This window comes from Campylobacter concisus (genome assembly GCF_002165775.1).
GTDB classification, from domain to species: domain Bacteria; phylum Campylobacterota; class Campylobacteria; order Campylobacterales; family Campylobacteraceae; genus Campylobacter_A; species Campylobacter_A concisus_E.
Genome location: NZ_NDYP01000002.1, coordinates 351,943 through 369,232 on the forward strand (window position 1 = coordinate 351,943; position 17,290 = coordinate 369,232).

A 17,290-nucleotide genomic window follows, 5' to 3' on the forward strand; every position below is an offset into this window, starting at 1 on the left:
CTAAACCTCTAAAACGCTGTAAATTTTAGTAAGCGACTTTAGCTTTTCGCTACCTTTTAGATCGACTAGATCTATGAGAAAGCACGCCTCTACGCAGGTTGCGTTAGTTTGATTGATAAGCTCAACTGAAGCCTTTGCAGTGCCTCCAGTGGCTATGAGATCGTCCATCAAAAGCACTCTAGCGCCCGCTTTTTCTCCAAAGGCGTCGATATGAATTTGCACTTCATCTACGCCGTATTCTAGGCTATATTTTTGAGAAAGCGTGATAAAAGGCAGTTTTTTTGGCTTGCGAATAGGCACAAAAGGTAGCCTTAGTCTTGCCGCAAGCGCCGCGCCAAAGATAAAGCCTCGTGACTCGATACCAGCGATATAGTCGATATTTGCATCCTCATATCTAGCCACCAAATGATCTATCAAAAAGTTAAATGCCTCTTTGTTATTTAGTAGCGTCGTGATGTCGCGAAAGACTATGCCAGGCTTTGGAAAATCGTTTATGCAGCGAATAGAGTTTAGTAAAAATTCTTTGCCTTTTTGATCTAAAATTTTCATAAATTTCCTTAAATTTGAGGTTATAGTAGCGCTTCGATCTTGCCTTCAAGCTCACGAATGCGCTGTCTTAGCTTGTCGTTTTCTAGGCGGTACTGGGAATTTCTTGTGCGAAGTGAGGTCACGTCGTTTTTAGTTTTGTTTAGCTCGTCTGTTAAGATGTCGATGTTGCCGAGGCTTCGTTGAAGTTGGATCTGAAATTTTCTTATGACGACCTCGGTGTCTTGGAGGTTATTTTTCATAAAATCTTTTGTCGCACGCTCTTTTTTAAGAAGCGTTTTAAAGTAAAAAACCATGACGGTTAGGTAGATCGCAGCACAAACAAGAGCAGTAAAAACGATCCACTCGCCTATCATTTGGCTTCCTTAAGCTCTATTTTTTTGATTCTTCTTTCATGTCTGCCGCCTGCAAACTCTGTCTTTAAAAATGTTTCAAGTGCTGCTGTAGCCACGCCAGCTCCAATAACCCTTGCTCCAAAAGCGATAACGTTTGCATCGTTATGTTCTCTTGCAAGTCTAGCGGTAAATTCGTCGTGACAAAGGGCACACCTTACGTTTTCATGCCTGTTTGCAGCGATTGATATGCCAATACCTGTGCCACAAATGAGCACGCCGTAGCAGTTAGGCTCAAGCTTGCTTGCTAGCAAATGCGCATAATCAGGGTAATCAACGCTATTTTTGTCATTCGTACCAAGGTTAATGACTTCGTGCCCAAGCCTTTTTATGACCTCTTTTAGCTCTGCTTTTAACTCTATACCGGCGTGATCGCAAGCGATAAAAATTTTATCTATTTTCATGAAAAATCCAATAAATTTTTTGCAGATTATAGTCAAAGTTGCATTAAAATAAAATTTTGCTTGCATGTGAGAAAAGGCTATAATTTGTGAAATTTTTAAAAGGGAAAAATATGAAAAAGACGCTCTTTTTAATGGCTTCAGTGCTAGCCTTAGCAAATGAAAATTTGATAGAGATCTACACAGATCAAACCATCGTCACTCAAAAATTTAGTGACGCAAATAGCTCTTTTAGCGCCTTTGTGCCAGAGGGTGTGGAGAGTGAGAGCATCACTATAAATGGGGATTGTGATGCGAATGCTAATCTAAAAAAGATAAGCGAAGAAAATAGCCCAAGTTACATAAAATGGAAGCAAGAAGTTATAAGCTTAAACAACAAACTTGAGGCGCTAAATGCAAGAGGCAGGTTTATAGAACAAGCTTTGGTAGGAGAAGATAAAAGTAACGACGTGACAAAAAGAGCTGATGAGTTTTATAAATTTAGCCTAGAAAATATCGAGAAAATTTCAGCTGCTAAAAGCGAGCTTGAAGCGCTTAAAGAAAATGAGCCAAAAAGCGAGATGGCTGGATTTTTGCAGCTTGATATGAAATTTGCTTGCAGTCCAAAAGAGGCGACGCTTTCATATATGGATGATGAGGCCCCAAAGACGCTAAATGAAATTTATGCAGATATGAAAAACAAAAATATCTTGATAAAACAAGAAATTTTGCTCACCAACCCTTTTGCAAGCGATGTTAAAAATTTAAAGCTCGCTATCTATCCAACCAGATATCAAAAGGCGCTTGCTCCAAGCAAGTTTTACCCTTGGTATGAGGAGAGCGAGGCAGAGGCTGATGGTTACGGCGCTTCAAAAAATATGCTAAGAGCCGCAAAAGTCACCGCTGAGGTCGCTGATATGCATGTGCAAAGAGACGAGAATGAGTTTGCCAAAATTTGGAAGATAGATGGGATAAATTTAGCAAAAGGCGAGAGCAAATATATAACTTATGACACGCAAAAAATGGACGCAAATTTTAGCGTTTTTGCTGATTTTTACGGCTCACTAAAGGCATATAACGTAGCTAGCTTTAAGCTAAATGACGATCTAACGCCAGCTAAAACGCAGTTTTATGTTAATGGCATGAGTGTCGGTAGTCCAAGCGAATTTGAGATGAAAGCTAAAGATGAGCCCTCTGAGCTATTTTTAGGACAAAACGAGCTAATCGAGCTTAAAAAAGAGCGATTAAATAAATTTAAAAAAGCTCGCTTCTTGGCAAAGACCGCATAAGCGAAGAGAACTATGAGATAAGTGTCAAAAATAACTCAAGCAAAAGTGTCGATGTCACCTTGGTCGATCGCGTGCCAGTATCTGCTGACGAGGCGGTAAAGGTCGAGATAAAGGGCTTTAATAAAAAAGATATCAGCAAAGATGGCAAGGTGGAGCTTAAATTTAGCCTTGCGCCAAAAGAGGAATTTAAAAAAGAGTACTCTTATAAGATCAAAAAGCCAAAAATTTAGAGCAAATTTGCTCTAAATTTAGCTATTTATAAAGGCGCTTGCGATATCTAAAACGTATCTTGTCGGATAAAAGATAGTGTCTTTTAAAGGCGAGACGAGGATGATGATAAGGATGACAAAGCCGTATCGCGAGATGCCCTCAAGCTTCTCTGCCAGTGCGTGAAAGCCAAAATTTCTAAGCGCATACTCGAGTGCGTGAAAGCCGTCAAGTGGCGGGATCGGATAGAGGTTGAAGATGGCTAACATCAAATTTAAAAGCGCAAGTGTAAATAAAAACTGAAGTAAAATTTCAAAGGTTTCTATGTTTAATAAAGCCTTTAGCACAAAAAGCGACAAGACGCCTAGGATGATGTTGTAGCAAATGCCAACTAGACTTACGTAAATAGCTGCCTTGTAGCCGCCATTTCGCACGACTGTGTAGGTATTTACAGGCACTGGTTTTGCCCAGCCAAACATCATGCCAGTGCTTAGATAAAGCACCAGTGGCACGATGATGGTGCCAACTGGGTCAATATGTTTTATAGGATTTATGCTAAGTCTGCCAAGGTTTTTTGCGGTGTTATCGCCAAATTTATATGCTACATAGCCGTGAGCTATTTCGTGGCCGACGATAGCGATTATTAAAGAGATGACGATAGTGGCGACTTTTATGGGGTCAAAATTAGTGAAGTCCATCAACTTCTCCCTCTTTTAGAGCTTGTTTTGTAAAAAACTCATCGTTTTCTATCGTATCTACAAAGCGTCCGATACGCTCCCAACGCACATTGTAGTTGCTGTCCCAGCTAAAATATATAAACCAAGGCTCTCCGACTATGTCCTTGTAAGCCACGCTTCCCCAAAAACGGCTATCATTTGAGTGATCGCGGTTGTCGCCTATCATGAAGTATTCATCTTTTGGTACTTTGACGTAAAATGCATTAAAGTTAAAATTTGGATTTTGCGGTAGTGAGCTAATGAGCGCTGGCTTCATAAAGATGTTTGATTTGTTTGTATTTAGCATGAAAACCATCTGCTCAAATAAATTTACATTTTCGTCGTAGTGGATGCCGCTAAATCTATATGGCTCTTTTATGAAAAGCTTACCATCAAGCTCGGTTATATCGCTACATGGGTAGCCAAATTTACTCTCTTTACCATTTAAATTTTCACGGCAGTTTGCCTTTATAAAATCATCTCCCTCTTTTGGACGCAAATACAAGGCTTTTTCGGTAAATACTATCTCATCTTCGCTTGTGGCAAAGCAGCGTTTTACAAAGTGGGTCTTTTCATCTTTTGGATAACGAAAGACGACTATATCGCCTCTTGCTGGACCATCACCTGTGATAAGATGCCCATTGTCATTTAGCTCGGGTAAAATTTTTATCTCAAGCCACGGAATTCTTGGCGTTGGTATACCATAAACAAATTTTTTTGCAAATAAAAAATCACCAACCAAAAGTGTATTTTTCATCGAACCAGACGGGATCACAAAGGCTTGAGCCACAAAGAAAATGACAAGCAAAACAATGATAACCGTGCCAGTCCAGCTCGAGCAAAAGTCATAAAATTTAGTAAAAAATTTTTTCATTATTACGCTCTTTTTTGGCTAGCTATCTTTGCTTGTGCTGCAAGGATTGTGTTATTTAAAAGCATAGCTATTGTCATCGGACCCACGCCACCAGGAACCGGCGTGATGTATGAGCATTTTGGTGCAACCTCGTCAAAATCCACATCACCTACAAGCCTACCATCATTAAGTCTATTTATGCCTACATCAACGACTACTGCGCCATCTTTTACCATGTCAGCCTTTAAGAAAAATGGCTTGCCAATGGCTGCGACAATGAGGTCAGCATTTTTGCAAATTTCTTTTAAATTTTTAGTCTTGCTGTGAGTGATCGTAACGGTTGCTGAAGCGTTTAAAAGCAAGTTTGCCATAGGCTTTCCAACAATATTGCTTCTACCTATAACAACCGCGTTTAGCCCAGCCACGTCAATACCATACGCTTTTAAAATTTCCATAACTCCAAGCGGTGTGCAAGGCACAAAGCCATCAAGGCCGCTAACAAGTTTGCCAACATTTACAGCGTGAAAACCATCTACGTCTTTTGCTGGATCAATCGTTGCTAAAACGGTGTTTGTATCTATATGTTTTGGAAGTGGCAACTGCACCAAGATGCCGTGGATACTATCGTCTAAATTTAGCACATTTATAAGTGCTAGAAGCTCTGCTTGGGTTGTATTTTCACTTAGGCGGTGAGCTACGCTTTTTATGCCGTATTCGTTGCAGGCTTTCTCTTTGGCTCTAACGTATGTTTGAGATGCTTTATCTTCGCCCACTAGGATAACAGCTAATGTAGGCGCTACGCCAAATTTTTTTAGTTCTTCAGCTCTTACTTTTACGCTTTCTTTGACCTTTAAAGATACGGCTTTGCCGTCTAAAATTTTCATACTTGATCCTTATTTAAAAGCTTTTTTAATCACAAGGGTGGTATCATACCTAAAATTAAATTAAATTTTTAAAAGAGAGGTTTATGCGGTCTGTTTTTTTGATTTTGCTTTTTTGTGTAGCGATTTTTGGTACTGATTTTATCACAAAGACCGAGTACGCCAAGATGCTATACCTAAATCCACGTGGCATAGGATGTGACAAATGTCACGGTGCAAAGGGCGAGGGTAGTCTCATATCTAAATACAAACACTTTGACAAAAAAGTAAACAAAACGGTTGACGATGAGCTTAGAGCACCAAAGATAAATGATATAGATTTTGAAAGCTTTAAAGCCGCTTTAACTAAGCCAAAAGGTGTCATGCCAAGCTATTTTTTGACAGACGAGGAGACTACGATTCTTTATGAATACATTACGAATAAGATAAATACTCCTTCAAAAGCAGCAAAAGCGCAAAATTTAAGTAAGCCAGTTTCCACTGATACGACACAAAAACAGCCAGAGCAATCTGCCAAAGCCGCCCCTGCTACAAAACCAGCAGAGCCAGCTAAAACTGCACCAACTAAGCCAGCTGAGTCAGCAAAAACTGCCACTACGCAAGCACCAAAGTCGACAGTGAAACCAGTAACAAATCAAAAAGATAATCAAAAGACAAATTTAAAAACACAAAATCAAAAGGATAAAAAATGACAAATAAAGAAGCATTTAGCGAAGCCAAAAAATACATCCCAGGTGGTGTAAATTCACCAGTGCGTGCATTTGGCAGTGTTGGTGGTGAGCCTGTAATGATCGATCACGCTAGGGGTGCTTATATCTATGATGTCGAGGGCAAAAAGTATCTTGACTTTATCCAAAGCTGGGGACCGCTCATATTTGGCCACTGCGACAAAGATATCGAAGAAGCGATCATCTCTGCTGTAAAACAAGGCGTATCTTACGGTGCGCCATCTCCAAAAGAGACAGCTCTAGCAAAGCTTATCTGCGATGAATTTAAGCAAATAGATAAAATTCGCTTCGTTAGCTCTGGCACAGAGGCCACTATGAGCGCTATTAGAGTGGCTAGAGGATATGCTAAAAAAGATGGACTAATAAAATTTGAAGGCTGCTATCACGGACACAGCGATGCACTTCTTATAAAAGCAGGAAGTGGCGCTACGACATACGGCAACGCTTCAAGCAGCGGTGTGCCACAAGATGTTGTGAAAAACACTTATCTAGCAGTTTATAACGATATCGAGAGCGTAAAAGCCATCTTTGAAAATAATAAAGACAAAATCGGTGTCGTCATAATCGAGCCTATCGCAGGAAATATGGGGCTTGTACCAGCTGATAAGAAATTTTTAGAGGAGCTTAGAGCGCTTTGCGATAAATTTGGCGCTGTGCTTATCCTTGATGAGGTTATGAGCGGTTTTAGAGCTTCTCGCCTTGGCTCATATCCATTTCACGAGGTGGACGCTGATCTCATCACATTTGGCAAGGTTATAGGCGGAGGCATGAACGTCGCTGCATTTGGTGGCAAGGCTGAGATAATGGACTGCTTAAGCCCAGATGGCGCTGTCTATCAAGCAGGCACGCTAAGTGGCAATCCAGTGGCGATGAGTGCCGGCATAGCAGCTATTTCAAAGATAAATAGTGATCTAAATTTATACGCTAGGCTTGAAAAGCTTGCTATAAAACTAATGGACGGCTTTAAAGAAGCTGCAAAAAGCGCTGGCATCACTATCCAAACTGATGTTCGTGGCTCGATGTTTGGCTACTTTTTTACAGATCACGTGGTAAAAAACTACGATGATGCGCTAAAGAGCGACACAAAGCTCTTTGCTAAATTTCACCAAGCGATGCTTAAGCGTGGAATTTATCTAGCACCAAGCCAGTTTGAGACTGGATTTATCTGCGATGCGATGAGTGAAGCCGACATTGATCTAGCGGTAAGCGCAGCTAAAGAGGCGTTTTTGGAGATAAAAGCCTAATGGCAAAATTTAAGATAAAAGATATCGTAGCGGGTGCTGAGCAGCTAAGCCTTGGCGTTTCAATCGTAGTCGCGATCTTGCTTGGCACCGGACTTGGGTATTTTGTAAAAAAGGCTACAAATTTCACGCCAGCTCTTTGGATAGGCTTTGCTATTGGCATCGCAGCTGCTATTTTAAACGTCTATAAAGCTTACAAAGCACAGATAAAAAGCTTAGATGAGCTAAAAGATGAAAGCAGATACAAAGGCTACACAAAAGACGATGATGAGGATGATTAGTAGGCTTTTGATTTGCTATTTTGCGCTTTGGCTAGCTCTTAGTGTGATTGGCAAATTTATATCAAATCAATTTTTCATAAGCTCGCAAATTTCATTTTTTGCCTCGCTTATCATCTTAACGGCTAGCTTTTTTGCCTATAAAAACCGCATAAATTCTCGGCTAGAAAATGCAAGAGATGAAATTTTAGCCAAGATAGAAGAAGAGGACGATGAAGATGATGAAAATTTGGTGCAAAATAAGACAAAAGAATTTAGCCTAAAAGAAGAAAAAGCAAGGCTAAAAAAGCAGAAATTTTCATTTAAAGATAAAAGTTTCGCAGCAGCCTTTATGCCTTACCGCTTGGTGGCTTATGCGATACTTTTTTTTGGATTTATTTTTTTAAAAAATGAAAATTTACTAAATGTGTCTGGCTTTTTAGTTGGGCTTGCTCCGATGCCTATTGGCGCATTTATTTTTGGGCTTATAGAGAATAAGTTTAATACCACAAAGGATACTGATGGCAAGTAGCTTTAGGATCATCCGCTCGATGGGACCGCTATTTTTGGGCATGAGTTTGCTTTTTATCGGAAATGGCCTAGTCATCGCATCTTGTAGCGCACTTCTTAAGCAAAACGGAGTGGGTGAGCTAGAGATCGGATTAATTAACACGGGCTTTTTTGTGGGTGCGTTAATTAGCACCATTACAGCTCACAGAGTCATCTCAACTACTGGCCACATCAGAGCATTTGCCATCTTTTCAGCCATTTTTGCAGTCTCAGCTATGCTTCATGCGGTAAATCAAAATTTAGTATTCTGGGCGATATTGCGTGCATTTTTGGGATATTGCTATTACGCACTTTTGATGGTTATAGAAAGCTGGCTAAATGCAAAAATTCCAAATAAAATAAGATCTCGTGTGATAGCCTTTTATGAAGGCGTTTTTTACACAAGTTTTGGACTTGGCATTTTGATCTTGGCGCTTGATCTTAATACCTTTGAAATTTTTATTATAAGTGCAGCTTTTATCATGCTCTCAAGCATTCCATTAAATTTGATCCGTATAAATCAGCCTCAAATCCCAGAGCGTCAGCCCATAAACATCCCAAAAATTTTTGGTATCGTCCCGCTCGCTCTTGTTGGTGCGCTCATTGCAGGCTTAGCAATAAACGGCTTTTTTTCGATGGCAAGCCTTTTTGTCTTGCTTCAAGGATACGGCACAAAAGAGGCGTCATTTTTTATGACGGTTGCGATGATCGGAGGCTTTTTAGCTCAAGTTTTTATCGGTAGTTTCTCTGATAGATATGGCAGAAGGCCAGCTATTTTGCTTTGTAGTAGTGTGGCTTTAATAAGTGCGGTTTTGTTTTTACTAAATGGCAAAAATTTAACGATTGAATATCTGCTTTCATTCTTTTTCGGGGCTGGAATTTTTTGCACATATGGACTTTCGCTCGCTAGGGCAAATGACGAGATCACAGACAAGACAAAGAGCGTGCAAGTCGCACGTGCCTTGCTATTTAGCTACTCTTTGGCTTCGCTTTTCTCACCGCTTCTTATGAGCTATGCGATGAAAATTTTTGGAGCATTTGGTTTTATCTATGTTTATTTGGTGCTTTTTGCTGGACTTATTTTATTTGCACTAACGCAAAAGACAATACCACAGCACATGAGAAAAGAGTATAACGATAGGCTCGTTGCAAGGACGGCTGGCATAGCTACTATTGAGCAAAATGGAAAATTTGCCGATAGAAAAAATAAAAAGTAAAAAATGGACGTAGGAAATTCTTTGAATATATCAAATACCTCGGTTCAAACCGGACAAAATACTACTCAAAATGTGCCAGTTCGTAAAAATGAAGGCTCGCTTTTTAAAAAACAGCCAAGCGTACAAACGCCTAATGAGCAGAGCATTTCAGAGACACTTGATAATGTTGGAAAACTCGTTGCAAGAGTGCTTGATGATCTAAAAAGTGCTTCAAGTCTTAGCAAGGCTGAACAAATTTTATCTCAGGCAAAAGATACGAAAATCGCTCCAAATTTAGCCAGCGAGCTATCAGACCTTGCAAAAAGTTTAGAAGCAGAAGCAACGCAAAATGAAAGCCCTGAGATAAAGAACCTTGCACTAAAGCTAAAAGAATTTCTAAAACCAATAGCTGATTTAAAAGCCGGCTCACTAAATGATCAGATCAAAAACTCAGGCGTAATGCTTGAAGCAAATTTAAAAGACGCACTTAGCCCAGAAAAGCTTCCAAGCTCGGTTCAGAAGCTGCTAAGCGATATAAAAAATCTCTCAAGCGGGAATTTGCTAAATCAAATTTTAACCCTAAATGATGAAAAATTAGACAATCAAAACTCTTTTTCAAAACTTGCTTCTATACTTGAAAAAGCGAGCAATGACGCAAAAAATATCCTTGATAACTCAAGCATAAAAACCCTTTTAAAAGATGTTGATAAACTTGATAGTGTGGTTAAATTTTTAGATAAAAATTTTTCAAAAGATCAAAATGGCGAGCTAGTAAAAAATCAAATAGGCAAAATGCAAAATTTCATCTCAAATTTAAGCGAGAAAGTCGCAAGCCTAGCAAATGAAAAGCTAAATCAAAATTTTGGTTTTAGCCAAAATCACAAAGAACTAAAAACTATCCTTGATAGCATAAAAAACGATCTAAAAACGCTAAATAATATAGGCGATGAAGCAGGGCTTGTAAAAGCGTTTAATGAGATGAGCGATGTTTCAAAGGATGGTAGCTTGCAAGATAAGCTCCAAAGTGCGGCGAGGCGTCTTGCTCATAGCCTAAGTCTTGCTGATGCTAAGGCAAGTTTGGCTAAAAATGAGCTAAGTGAGAGCAAGGCGCTTTTAAAGCAGTTAAATCTCGCCACAAACGATATAAATAACATTACGACTAAAAATAGCAGCGAAATTTCAAAAGTGCTAAGCCAAGATATAAAAAGCACGCTTTTAAATATCAGTGAAAAGAGTCAAAACCCGCAAAGCGTAAATGCCGCAAATAAGATGATTTCACAGATTGAGATGCATCAAATGATATCAAGCCTTCAAGGCGGGATTCAAACTTATATGCCTTATATTTGGGACGGCGTTGAGGGTGGAAATATCGCATTTAAGCAAGGCAAAAAGGATAAATTTTACGCTCAGATCGATCTAAATTTTAAGAAATTTGGACAGATAAATGTGATGGTTGGACTTATTGATAAAAGATACATCGATCTCTCGGTAGCTACGCAAACAAATGAGTTTAAGGAGCTAATCCTTTCAAACTCTAGTGAATTAAAACAAGCAATATCAAAGCTTGGGCTTATAGTTTCAAACTTTAATATCAAAACTTTGTCAAAAGTAAAGCTAAATGATAGATTTAAAAAATTTGGTGGCCTTGATGTGGGCTTTGATAAGAAAATTTAATGCAAGTAAATAAGAAAAAAGCAGTAGCTCTTGGCTACAACAGGTCTAAAGACAATGCTCCAAGAGTGCTGGCTAGTGGCGCTGGCGAGATAGCAAATAGAATAATTGATCTAGCAAAAAAACATGATATACCGATCAAAGAGGATCCTGATCTTATTGAAATTTTAAGCAAGGTTGAAGTTGATCAAGAAATTCCACCAAATTTATATAAAGCTGTCGCTGAAATTTTTAGCTTTTTATATAAGATCACAAAGAAATGATCTATAAATTTGCTTAAAAGTTAGCAAGGCATATAAAGAGTGGCAAGGATATTGACGATATACAAAAAAGTGGCGTAAGCTAAATATTAAATTAAAATTTTAAAGGCTATTTGTGGCACAAAAATTAATATTAATAGGGGCGTCTACTGGCGGGCCTGGGCATTTAAAAAAGTTATTAAAAAACGTAAAACTAAATGGAGCTATCATCGTGATAGCCCAGCACATGAATAAAATGTTTATAAACTCTTTTGCTATGCAAATCGGAAAAGAGTGTGGCTTGGATGTTGAAATTTTAAATGAGAGGAAAATTTTAAAAGAAAATACCGTATATGTCTGCGAACAAAATGTAGTGGTATCACCAAATTTACCAATCAGTGCAAAGCCAAATACAGAAGAAAAGACTATATATACGCCAAATGTTGATGTGTTGTTTAAATCTGGAGTCGGGATTTGCAAAAGCGCAAATGTCTTAGCTATCTTACTAACTGGTATCGGAGATGATGGTGCATCTGGGCTTGATAAGCTTTATAAGGCTGGAGCAAAATGTATAGCTGAAAATGAAGAGAGCGCGATAGTTTATGGTATGCCAAAACGTGCAAAAGAGCTAAATCAAAGCTTAAAATCATTAAATCTAACTATGATAAAAAAAGAGCTGGAGGATTTTTTAAATGCTATTAACTAATGACGCGAAAGATACAAAAACAATGCAAACAAATACTTCACAAGATATGGATAGTTTTAATGAATTTATGAATGTTATCAAAACTCTTTGCGGAGTTGATCTGGAGCCAAAAAGAGATATTACGTTGCAGCGAATTACCATTTTTATTAGGGATCGCCAGATAAAAAGCTTTAAAGATCTTGTTTCAATGATAAGATATAACTCAAGCTTACGACAAGACATTTTAAATCTAGTAACTGTAAATGAGACTTATTTTTATAGAGAGTTACCTCAACTTAAAGATGTGATCTATTACGCAAAGGAGCTTGGAGGAGCTAGAATTTTATGTGCTCCTTGCTCTACTGGAGATGAGTCATATTCGCTCGCGATGCTTGCTTATGAGATGGGATTTAAACAGCATGAAATTTCAATCGTAGGTATAGATATAAACTCAGAAGCCATAGCAAGCTGTCAAAATGGTATTTTTAGTGAGAGGAGCTTGCATAGGTTAAGCGATTTTCAAAAAGAGAGATTTTTTACAAAAGTCGATGATAAATTTAAGATAAAAAAAGAAATTTTACCAAGGTGTGAGTTTAAAATTTTAAATGTTTTTGATGATGCTATTTTTAATCTAGGAAAATTTGATATCGTGCTTTCAAGAAATATGATGATCTATTTTGATGATGATTTTAGATTAAAATGTGTTGAGAGGCTTCATAAATTGCTTAAGCCAGATGGTAGGCTTTATGCTGGGCACGCCGATCTTGTGCCTTACACTCCAGCTTATGAAAAGCGCTTTTCAAATGGAACTACCTACTATTTGAAAAAATAAAAATTTGCCAAGTCGCCTTTTAACTTGGGCGACTTAATTTAAAATCAATCACCTTATTTTGTAGCTTTTTAATACGATGTGATAGTAAAAAGCCCCTACAAAAAAGAGGCTTCCCATAAAACTTGCAATCATCTCAACGCTAAGTCCAATATCATAAAGCAGTCCAATGACAAATGAAATGAGAGCGCTAAAGCCAAGAAAAACCATATCGTTATATGCAATCACTCGGCCATAAAATTCTTTTTTACAGTTTTGCTGAAGCATTGTATAGGTGTAGCTCCAAAGACTTGATGTGAAAAACCCAGCAAATATAATGCCAATAAGCGATAGATAAAAATTCCAAAGCGATAAAGCCCAAATGATGATACCAAGGCCTTGACCGATATATACGAAAATAAGCGTATTTTTATTTATAAATTTACTAAGTATGGCTGGAGCAAACATAAGCGAAATGGATCTTGAGGTATTTAATAGTCCTATAATTAATGATGTCGAGAGTAAATTTGCATATTTGTAATCAGCCAAAAGTGCGATCAATGCGTCATAAGCGGTAATGCCAACAAAGGCGTGCAAAAATATAAGACGCACGATGAGTCTATTTTCTTTTAAATACACAAGGCCATTTTTTAGCATTTTTAGAGGCTTTTCTATAAATTCTGGCTTTAGACCTTGCAAATTTAAAAAATATAAAAATCCAAAGCTAAGAATGTATAGTATGCCATCAAGCAAAAAGGCGCTTTTTATCCCAAAAAAGTGTATATAAACTCCAGCAAGCCCCATGCCAGCGGTGTATGAGACTGCCCAGATGATAGAGTGGATCTCGTTTGCGAGTTTGAGATTTTCTTTGCTTAAAATTTTTGGCAGTACGCTCATTTCCACTTGAAAATACATTCCGCCAGTGCCATTTCTAACAAAAATGATGAGTAAAAGTAGCCATAAAAAATCAAGTGAGTCTATAAAAAGAAGCATAAAAACGCTTATCGTCTCAACTGCCATCATGATGACAAGCATTGGTTTTGGGCTAAATTTATCAACTAAAATTCCACTAAACGGAGCTATGACAACACCTGGGATAAATGCCATCGCTGCACTTAGCGTGATCGCCCAAACAGGAGCGTCAAGCTTGATAAGAAGGGTAAAAATACCTGTGTGCGAAAACCATACGCCAAAATAGCATATAAGCTGAATGATGCTTAAGAGGCGAAAATTTCTCTCTTCTTTTAAAAGTTTAAGATATTCTTTCAACTTATTGATTCCACATTAGCGTTATTTGCTCTATCTTTGTTTCATCTGGGATATCGTTTAGACTTGTTACCTCTTTGACAAGTGGATTTTTTAGTGTGATTAGCATATCGTGGCTATCTATTTTTAGATAGATATTGTTTTTGTCACTACTAAATTTAGAAATAACAAGAGAATTTTTTATATCTTTGAAATTTGATTTAAGGCTGATATTTCCTGGAGTTTTAAACTCGTTTGAGTAAATTTCAATGCTTGTGATAATGCCATTTAGCAAGGTGTATTCAAAAATTCTTTCACTTTTACTTGTTACGATGTAGCTGTTTTCTTTTTTTGTGTTATCTCGTTTTATGTTTTTTGAGCCATAAATTTTTATCACATCTCTATTTGCTGATTCGTTTGTCAGCTCTGCAAAAAAGCCTTTGCCAAAGAGATTTTTTTGATCTTTATCTTTTTTATATCGTCCGCTTATGTGAGCATTTTTACAAATTTTATCGTTTGCTACTAGAAAAATTGCATTATTTATCCTGTGTATGCTTAGAGCAATTCCTTTTTCATCTAAAAGGTAAAAAATTCCTTTGTCGTAAAGTAGCTCAGAGCTAAACTCGCAAAGTGGCGAGCCATTTTTTAACGATGAATAAAAACTTATTTTTGCGCCATTTTTACTTGGCACGATTACAATGTCTAAAAAGTTATCTTTGTTTTTAAATTTATAAAATTTAGCAAAAAAACTATCTTTGTAAGCTTTATTTACCGGTTCAAAATTATAAATTTGAGCTAGCACGCCAACTCGCTTATTTTTCTTGTCATCAAGTTGAAGAAGTGAGTTTTTATTTGGTGCGAAGTAGCTAAGATTGCCATTTTCATCTTTTAAAATGATAGCACTATCATCAACATCAAATGTGCCATTTTTTTCAACTAAGCTTACTTCTTTATCCATAGTAAGCATTGTTTTTGTGTAGGTTTTATCTTTATTTAGCGTAATGATAGTTTTTATGCCTTCGCAGTTTGGGCAAGGCAAAATAGTGTGAAAACTACTATAAATTGAGTTTGGAAGTATTAGCTTTTCTGGCTTTTTGGGTGTATTTGCCTGAACTAGCGGTTTATCTTCTTTTACTGTATTTTGTATGTTTTGTTGTGGCTCTAAATTTTCATTTTTTGCGCAGCCAAGGATGAAAAATGAGATAAGTATGGCAAAAAGATATTTCATTTGCAACTCCTTAAAAATTGCAAAATTATATCATTTTGCCTTTAAAATTTATTTTACGCGTTTAAAGATGTATTTATCTTTTAGCTCGCCAGTGACCTCTTTTTGATCCATATCTAGCATTTTTAGGTTCTCGCCTTCTATTTTATAAAAGCTTTTTTCTTTATACTCATCAATCGTTGTTATCACACCATTTTTGACTGAGTATTTGCCCTTGCTAACGGCTTTGTAGTTGTCTTTTGACTTGTAGTTCATCACACTTTCAAATGTGCCGTCTTTTTTTAGTGTAAGGGTTGAGTCTATGCCCATGCAGCTAGCGCAAGGTAAAAATGCCTTGTAAGTGCCCTCGATGCTGTTTACTGGAGCCATGCAGCTACCTTTTACTTCACATTTGCCTTGTGGGACATTTGCGTTTTGGCTAGATGAGGCACAACCTGCCAAAAGTAGGGCCGCACTTAGTGCAAATATAAAATTTTTCATGCTAATCCTTTTTGAAAATAAAATTTAAAATGTATTATAATACTTAAGAAAATAACAAATTATAAATTAAAGGAGTAAAAATGCAAATCGAAGCATTTGGCGTTTTAGTCGTAGTTCTGGTTATCTTTGCGTTCTTGTTTTTAAAGGCTGGCATCAAGATCGTCTCACAAGCTGATAATCTACTCATCGAGCGACTTGGTAAATTCCACAAAGTGCTTGATGGCGGATTTCACATAATCATCCCATTTGTCGATCAAATAAGAGCGATCATTACCGTAAAAGAGCAGCTTGTAGACATCACAAAACAGCAAGTCATCACAAAAGATAACGTAAATATAAGCGTCGATGGTATCGTCTTTTTAAAGGTGTTTGACGCAAAAATGGCGGTTTATAACGTAGATAACTATAAGCGTGCCATTGCAAATTTAGCCATGACTACGCTTCGTGGCGAGATAGGTGCTATGAATCTTGATGACACGCTAAGCTCACGTGACCGCCTAAATGCCGCACTTCAAGTAGCTCTTGGCGATGCAGCTGGCAACTGGGGTGTAAAGATCATGCGTGTAGAAATTTCTGAAATTTCTGTTCCACTTGGCATCGAAGAGGCGATGAATATGCAGATGAAAGCTGAGCGTGAAAAACGTGCGATCGAGCTAAAAGCCTTGGCTGAAAAAGAGGCACTAATACGCAACGCAGAGGCGCTAAAACAAGAAAAAGTACTTCAAGCAGAGGCTATAGAGCGTATGGCTGATGCGAAAAAATACGAGCAAATCGCCATAGCAACGGCTCAAAAAGAGGCTATGGATATGATAAATGATAGTATGAGCAAAAACGCAAATGCAGCAGAATTTTTGCTCGCGCGCGATAGAGTCGGGGCATTTAGCGAGCTAGCTAAAAATAGCTCAAAAGATAAAATTTTAGTCCCTTATGAAGCGACTGAACTAATTGGCTCTCTTAGCGTTTTGAAAAATTTTCTAGCTAAGGATAAGGCGTGATCAGCCCTTTTATAATGATAGCAATCGGTGTAGTTTTATGCATCACCGAGTTTATCTTTTTCTCATTTTATTTGCTATTTTTTGGCATAGCTTTTATCGTAGTTGGAGCTATAAATTTTGGTTTTAGTTTTGCTTGGAGCTATCAAATTTTAATTACAGCAGCGATTGCGATCGTGCTCCTTGTGCTTTTAAAAGCGCCGTTAAAGAGTAAATTTATGTCCAGAAAAGAGAGTTTTAACGAGGAATTTTTAGACGAAGCCGGAGTTGGTGAGATCAGAGAAAATATGGTCTATTTTAAAGGCACTCTTTGGAAATATGACGGAAATTTAGCTAACGGAGAGAAGGTGACGGTTCTTGGCGCCAAAGGTGACAAGGTGATATTAAAATAAAAGTGCCATTTGGCACTTTATACTATTTTGCGTGGGCTGGGCAGCCTGCTGGCATTTGCTCATGCATCGCCCCTTGCATGCCATGATGTGGGCAGCTTGGCATATTTTCTTGCATCATTTTTTGATGATGAGCACATCCGCAACTTGCACCTTGAGGCCCTGCTGGCTTTGGCTCATTTTTGGCACAACCAACTAAAAATAGGCCTATAACTGCGGCTAAAACTATCTTTTTCATATTTGCTCCTTAAAAAAGTTTGCATATTCTATCTGCTAAAGTTAAAAATTTGGTAACGACATGATTTATCATATTTAAAAGCA

At 37.8% G+C, this 17,290-nt stretch carries 23 protein-coding genes; 13 read left to right on the top strand and 10 right to left on the bottom strand.

The genetic code is table 11. The features are described from left to right. From apt to rpiB, 3 genes are read right to left on the bottom strand one after another with little or no spacing between them, the layout of a single operon-like run. Positions 1-549: an adenine phosphoribosyltransferase gene (apt, locus tag B9N66_RS02775; RefSeq protein WP_002939787.1), complete on the bottom strand. Its 549-nt coding sequence runs from the start codon at positions 547-549 to the stop codon at positions 1-3. A 20-nt stretch (positions 550-569) separates the two neighbouring features. Beyond that, on the bottom strand, positions 570-902 hold the full coding sequence (locus tag B9N66_RS02780; protein ID WP_002939538.1) for a hypothetical protein: 333 nt from the start codon (positions 900-902) through the stop codon (positions 570-572). Beyond that, positions 899-1,342: a ribose 5-phosphate isomerase B gene (gene rpiB / locus B9N66_RS02785; RefSeq protein ID WP_087579797.1), complete on the bottom strand. Its 444-nt coding sequence runs from the start codon at positions 1,340-1,342 to the stop codon at positions 899-901. The genes B9N66_RS02780 and rpiB overlap by 4 nt, the downstream gene beginning before the upstream one ends. A 110-nt stretch (positions 1,343-1,452) precedes the next feature. On the opposite strand from rpiB, the gene B9N66_RS02790 reads away from it, so the two are divergent. Both B9N66_RS02790 and B9N66_RS09645 read left to right on the top strand, forming a co-directional pair. Continuing rightward, a complete protein-coding gene (locus B9N66_RS02790; protein ID WP_180382052.1) occupies positions 1,453-2,607 on the top strand; it encodes a hypothetical protein in 1,155 nt (384 codons plus the stop codon). A 17-nt stretch (positions 2,608-2,624) separates the two neighbouring features. After that, complete coding sequence (locus B9N66_RS09645; RefSeq protein WP_257639762.1) at positions 2,625-2,837, top strand: DUF4139 domain-containing protein; 213 nt, start codon at positions 2,625-2,627, stop codon at positions 2,835-2,837. 18 nt (positions 2,838-2,855) lie between these two features. Here the strand turns inward: B9N66_RS09645 and B9N66_RS02795 are convergent, their stop codons facing one another. Genes B9N66_RS02795 through folD form a run of 3 tightly spaced genes read right to left on the bottom strand, consistent with a single transcriptional unit; the run spans position 2,856 to position 5,267 of the window. Next, positions 2,856-3,512: a site-2 protease family protein gene (locus B9N66_RS02795; protein WP_087579798.1), complete on the bottom strand. Its 657-nt coding sequence runs from the start codon at positions 3,510-3,512 to the stop codon at positions 2,856-2,858. Then, positions 3,499-4,404 carry a signal peptidase I gene (gene lepB, locus B9N66_RS02800; protein ID WP_087579799.1) on the bottom strand — a complete coding sequence of 302 codons (906 nt, stop codon included), beginning with the start codon at positions 4,402-4,404 and terminating at the stop codon, positions 3,499-3,501. Before lepB ends, B9N66_RS02795 begins: the two co-directional genes overlap by 14 nt. Positions 4,405-4,406: 2 nt before the next feature. Further along, entirely contained in the window at positions 4,407-5,267 is an 861-nt protein-coding gene (folD, locus tag B9N66_RS02805; RefSeq protein WP_087579800.1) for a bifunctional methylenetetrahydrofolate dehydrogenase/methenyltetrahydrofolate cyclohydrolase FolD, read from the bottom strand. 83 nt (positions 5,268-5,350) lie between these two features. On the opposite strand from folD, the gene B9N66_RS10055 reads away from it, so the two are divergent. The 9 genes from B9N66_RS10055 (at position 5,351) to B9N66_RS02850 (ending at position 12,662) form a co-directional block, all read left to right on the top strand. After that, positions 5,351-5,956 carry a c-type cytochrome gene (locus B9N66_RS10055; protein ID WP_087579801.1) on the top strand — a complete coding sequence of 202 codons (606 nt, stop codon included), beginning with the start codon at positions 5,351-5,353 and terminating at the stop codon, positions 5,954-5,956. Then, positions 5,953-7,236: a glutamate-1-semialdehyde 2,1-aminomutase gene (gene hemL, locus B9N66_RS02815; RefSeq protein WP_087579802.1), complete on the top strand. Its 1,284-nt coding sequence runs from the start codon at positions 5,953-5,955 to the stop codon at positions 7,234-7,236. Before B9N66_RS10055 ends, hemL begins: the two co-directional genes overlap by 4 nt. After that, a complete protein-coding gene (locus tag B9N66_RS02820) occupies positions 7,236-7,514 on the top strand; it encodes an AtpZ/AtpI family protein (RefSeq protein ID WP_084108504.1) in 279 nt (92 codons plus the stop codon). The genes hemL and B9N66_RS02820 overlap by 1 nt, the downstream gene beginning before the upstream one ends. Further along, positions 7,465-8,022, top strand: coding sequence for a hypothetical protein (locus tag B9N66_RS02825; protein ID WP_257639755.1), 558 nt, complete (start codon positions 7,465-7,467; stop codon positions 8,020-8,022). The genes B9N66_RS02820 and B9N66_RS02825 overlap by 50 nt, the downstream gene beginning before the upstream one ends. Beyond that, entirely contained in the window at positions 8,012-9,256 is a 1,245-nt protein-coding gene (locus B9N66_RS02830) for an MFS transporter (protein WP_087579804.1), read from the top strand. Before B9N66_RS02825 ends, B9N66_RS02830 begins: the two co-directional genes overlap by 11 nt. Before the next feature lie 21 nt (positions 9,257-9,277). Next, positions 9,278-10,909, top strand: coding sequence for a flagellar hook-length control protein FliK (gene fliK / locus B9N66_RS02835; protein WP_180382053.1), 1,632 nt, complete (start codon positions 9,278-9,280; stop codon positions 10,907-10,909). Further along, the gene (locus B9N66_RS02840; protein WP_087579806.1) at positions 10,909-11,169 is read left to right on the top strand and encodes a FlhB-like flagellar biosynthesis protein; all 261 of its coding nucleotides are present in this window, start codon (positions 10,909-10,911) and stop codon (positions 11,167-11,169) included. Before fliK ends, B9N66_RS02840 begins: the two co-directional genes overlap by 1 nt. Positions 11,170-11,281: 112 nt before the next feature. Further along, positions 11,282-11,851, top strand: a complete 570-nt coding sequence (locus B9N66_RS02845; RefSeq protein WP_021090732.1) for a CheB methylesterase domain-containing protein — start codon at positions 11,282-11,284, stop codon at positions 11,849-11,851. Beyond that, positions 11,838-12,662 (top strand): CheR family methyltransferase, encoded by an 825-nt coding sequence (locus tag B9N66_RS02850; RefSeq protein WP_021090925.1) that lies wholly within the window; start codon positions 11,838-11,840, stop codon positions 12,660-12,662. The genes B9N66_RS02845 and B9N66_RS02850 overlap by 14 nt, the downstream gene beginning before the upstream one ends. Before the next feature lie 48 nt (positions 12,663-12,710). On the opposite strand, the gene B9N66_RS02855 is transcribed toward B9N66_RS02850, so the two are convergent. The 3 genes from B9N66_RS02855 to B9N66_RS02865 are packed head-to-tail and all read right to left on the bottom strand — an operon-like array spanning position 12,711 to position 15,588. Continuing rightward, entirely contained in the window at positions 12,711-13,907 is a 1,197-nt protein-coding gene (locus tag B9N66_RS02855; RefSeq protein ID WP_087579807.1) for an MFS transporter, read from the bottom strand. Position 13,908: 1 nt separating this feature from the next. Then, positions 13,909-15,111 (bottom strand): copper resistance protein NlpE, encoded by a 1,203-nt coding sequence (locus B9N66_RS02860; RefSeq protein ID WP_087579808.1) that lies wholly within the window; start codon positions 15,109-15,111, stop codon positions 13,909-13,911. Between the two features lie 48 nt (positions 15,112-15,159). Next, positions 15,160-15,588, bottom strand: a complete 429-nt coding sequence (locus B9N66_RS02865) for a copper resistance protein NlpE (RefSeq protein WP_087579809.1) — start codon at positions 15,586-15,588, stop codon at positions 15,160-15,162. Between the two features lie 80 nt (positions 15,589-15,668). On the opposite strand from B9N66_RS02865, the gene B9N66_RS02870 reads away from it, so the two are divergent. Continuing rightward, positions 15,669-16,583: an SPFH domain-containing protein gene (locus tag B9N66_RS02870; RefSeq protein ID WP_054196349.1), complete on the top strand. Its 915-nt coding sequence runs from the start codon at positions 15,669-15,671 to the stop codon at positions 16,581-16,583. Continuing rightward, positions 16,580-16,972 (top strand): NfeD family protein, encoded by a 393-nt coding sequence (locus B9N66_RS02875; RefSeq protein ID WP_087579810.1) that lies wholly within the window; start codon positions 16,580-16,582, stop codon positions 16,970-16,972. Before B9N66_RS02870 ends, B9N66_RS02875 begins: the two co-directional genes overlap by 4 nt. Positions 16,973-16,994: 22 nt before the next feature. Here the strand turns inward: B9N66_RS02875 and B9N66_RS02880 are convergent, their stop codons facing one another. Then, complete coding sequence (locus B9N66_RS02880) at positions 16,995-17,207, bottom strand: hypothetical protein (protein WP_087579811.1); 213 nt, start codon at positions 17,205-17,207, stop codon at positions 16,995-16,997. Between the last annotated feature and the right edge of the window lie 83 nt (positions 17,208-17,290).

What these genes read in the sequence shown, in the direction of transcription:
- apt (WP_002939787.1), bottom strand. Translation starts at nt 549, where the DNA reads ATGAAAATTTTAGATCAAAAAGGCAAAGAATTTTTACTAAACTCTATT.
- B9N66_RS02780 (WP_002939538.1), bottom strand. Translation starts at nt 902, where the DNA reads ATGATAGGCGAGTGGATCGTTTTTACTGCTCTTGTTTGTGCTGCGATC.
- rpiB (WP_087579797.1), bottom strand. Translation starts at nt 1,342, where the DNA reads ATGAAAATAGATAAAATTTTTATCGCTTGCGATCACGCCGGTATAGAG.
- B9N66_RS02790 (WP_180382052.1), top strand. Translation starts at nt 1,453, where the DNA reads ATGAAAAAGACGCTCTTTTTAATGGCTTCAGTGCTAGCCTTAGCAAAT.
- B9N66_RS02795 (WP_087579798.1), bottom strand. Translation starts at nt 3,512, where the DNA reads ATGGACTTCACTAATTTTGACCCCATAAAAGTCGCCACTATCGTCATC.
- lepB (WP_087579799.1), bottom strand. Translation starts at nt 4,404, where the DNA reads ATGAAAAAATTTTTTACTAAATTTTATGACTTTTGCTCGAGCTGGACT.
- folD (WP_087579800.1), bottom strand. Translation starts at nt 5,267, where the DNA reads ATGAAAATTTTAGACGGCAAAGCCGTATCTTTAAAGGTCAAAGAAAGC.
- B9N66_RS10055 (WP_087579801.1), top strand. Translation starts at nt 5,351, where the DNA reads ATGCGGTCTGTTTTTTTGATTTTGCTTTTTTGTGTAGCGATTTTTGGT.
- hemL (WP_087579802.1), top strand. Translation starts at nt 5,953, where the DNA reads ATGACAAATAAAGAAGCATTTAGCGAAGCCAAAAAATACATCCCAGGT.
- B9N66_RS02820 (WP_084108504.1), top strand. Translation starts at nt 7,236, where the DNA reads ATGGCAAAATTTAAGATAAAAGATATCGTAGCGGGTGCTGAGCAGCTA.
- B9N66_RS02825 (WP_257639755.1), top strand. Translation starts at nt 7,465, where the DNA reads ATGAAAGCAGATACAAAGGCTACACAAAAGACGATGATGAGGATGATT.
- B9N66_RS02830 (WP_087579804.1), top strand. Translation starts at nt 8,012, where the DNA reads ATGGCAAGTAGCTTTAGGATCATCCGCTCGATGGGACCGCTATTTTTG.
- B9N66_RS02840 (WP_087579806.1), top strand. Translation starts at nt 10,909, where the DNA reads ATGCAAGTAAATAAGAAAAAAGCAGTAGCTCTTGGCTACAACAGGTCT.
- B9N66_RS02850 (WP_021090925.1), top strand. Translation starts at nt 11,838, where the DNA reads ATGCTATTAACTAATGACGCGAAAGATACAAAAACAATGCAAACAAAT.
- B9N66_RS02860 (WP_087579808.1), bottom strand. Translation starts at nt 15,111, where the DNA reads ATGAAATATCTTTTTGCCATACTTATCTCATTTTTCATCCTTGGCTGC.
- B9N66_RS02865 (WP_087579809.1), bottom strand. Translation starts at nt 15,588, where the DNA reads ATGAAAAATTTTATATTTGCACTAAGTGCGGCCCTACTTTTGGCAGGT.
- B9N66_RS02870 (WP_054196349.1), top strand. Translation starts at nt 15,669, where the DNA reads ATGCAAATCGAAGCATTTGGCGTTTTAGTCGTAGTTCTGGTTATCTTT.
- B9N66_RS02880 (WP_087579811.1), bottom strand. Translation starts at nt 17,207, where the DNA reads ATGAAAAAGATAGTTTTAGCCGCAGTTATAGGCCTATTTTTAGTTGGT.